Here is a 1307-nt window from a genome sequence, read left to right on the forward strand (position 1 = left end):
CATCAAACGTGTCCATAACTAATGGATTATCATTATGATCGCTGATTTTAAAGGAAACAATCCTTCTATCATATAAATCTAAAATAGCACTCAGATAAACTTTATGAACTTCTATTCCGTTGTAGTATTTAAATTCAGAAACATCTGTAAGCCACTTTTCATTCGGTTTTTCGGCGTGAAATTCACGGTGTAAATAGTTTTTTGCTATGTGATCAGGATTTCTGTCTCCTCTGGTACAACTCTTAGGTTTCCATTTAATATTTGATTTTATATCGTATTTCCTACAAATACGAAGTACTCGTTTATCATTCACATGAATTCCTTTATGTCCATCTAATTCATCACGAATCCTTCGGTATCCCATATCAGGATGCTGGTTATGAATCCTTTGGATTTCAGTGGATAGTCTTTCGTTTCGAAGTTCATTATTACTTTTCGGATATTTTACCCAGCGGTAATACGCAGAACGTGTAACATTAAGATATTTACAAAGTCTATCTATGGGATAATGCTTAGTAGACGATAGCTTTTGGATGGCTTCATATTCGGCTAACCGATGGATTAAAGATAGCGACCCCTCCTTTCCAGTTCTCTGACTTTTTTTAACAGATCATTCTCCATTTGTAAGTCTAGATTTCTTCTTTCCAGTTCAGCTATCTTGTCACGTAGCTCTTCTTCAGGTGTTCTGCTTGGAAGAGAAGCTATACGACGTCCACGTCTGTCTTCCAGACCCGCTTGACCCATCTTTTCGTATCGTATTACCCAATTGCGTACTTGTTGATAGGAACAATCATATTTGAGTGCCATTGCACCATAATTCTTATCATTTGCAAGACAATCTGTTACTATTTTTAATCTCTCATCAAGTGTAGTGTTCTTTGCTTTTTTCATGTAAGCACCTCCAGTGGATGTTTTTAATATTCCACCAGAATTATACACCTTAATCCAATCGGAAAGCTGTCTGTGTGAACGAATTCCGTATTTTGTGCAAATATCCTGAAGAGATCCTTCTCCGTTAAGATAATCATTTATAGCAGATATTTTTAAATCTTTTGAATAAGATTTGTTTTTCGGTTGATTGAGTAATCCAGTTGGTCCATCATACTGATAAATAGAAATCCAATTTCGAATACTATGATGATCAACTCCCAATTCTTTTCCTGCTTGCTGTATGCCAATTTCTCCTGCAAGGTAGCGTTCGACTATTTTTACTTTTTCTACTGGTTCTATCTTACTCTTTCTGAACATGAAAATACCCCCATATAGGACTTTTATATTTCATTGTCCTATATGAGGGTAGCATATCA

Annotated in this window: 2 protein-coding genes and 1 pseudogene; all 3 read right to left on the reverse strand. The window is 35.6% G+C overall.

Annotation, left to right across the window (positions count from 1 at the left end; translation table 11 throughout):
- On the reverse strand, window positions 1–313 hold a 313-nt coding region (locus tag AB5213_RS17135; protein WP_368277035.1), incomplete at its 3' end, for a DDE-type integrase/transposase/recombinase.
- Window positions 314–364: pseudogene (locus AB5213_RS17140) on the reverse strand (hypothetical protein); the annotation flags it as partial.
- A 197-nt stretch (window positions 365–561) separates the two neighbouring features.
- Entirely contained in the window at window positions 562–1248 is a 687-nt protein-coding gene (locus tag AB5213_RS17145; protein ID WP_006426148.1) for a helix-turn-helix domain-containing protein, read from the reverse strand.
- Between the last annotated feature and the right edge of the window lie 59 nt (window positions 1249–1307).

This window comes from Coprococcus sp. RTP21204st1_G4_RTP21204_210225 (assembly GCF_040915385.1).
GTDB classification, from domain to species: Bacteria; Bacillota; Clostridia; order Lachnospirales; family Lachnospiraceae; genus Allocoprococcus; species Allocoprococcus comes.

Bases quoted from the DNA above. Each gene is read 5' to 3' on its own strand.
- AB5213_RS17145 (WP_006426148.1), bottom strand. From the start codon at position 1,248: ATGTTCAGAAAGAGTAAGATAGAACCAGTAGAAAAAGTAAAAATAGTC.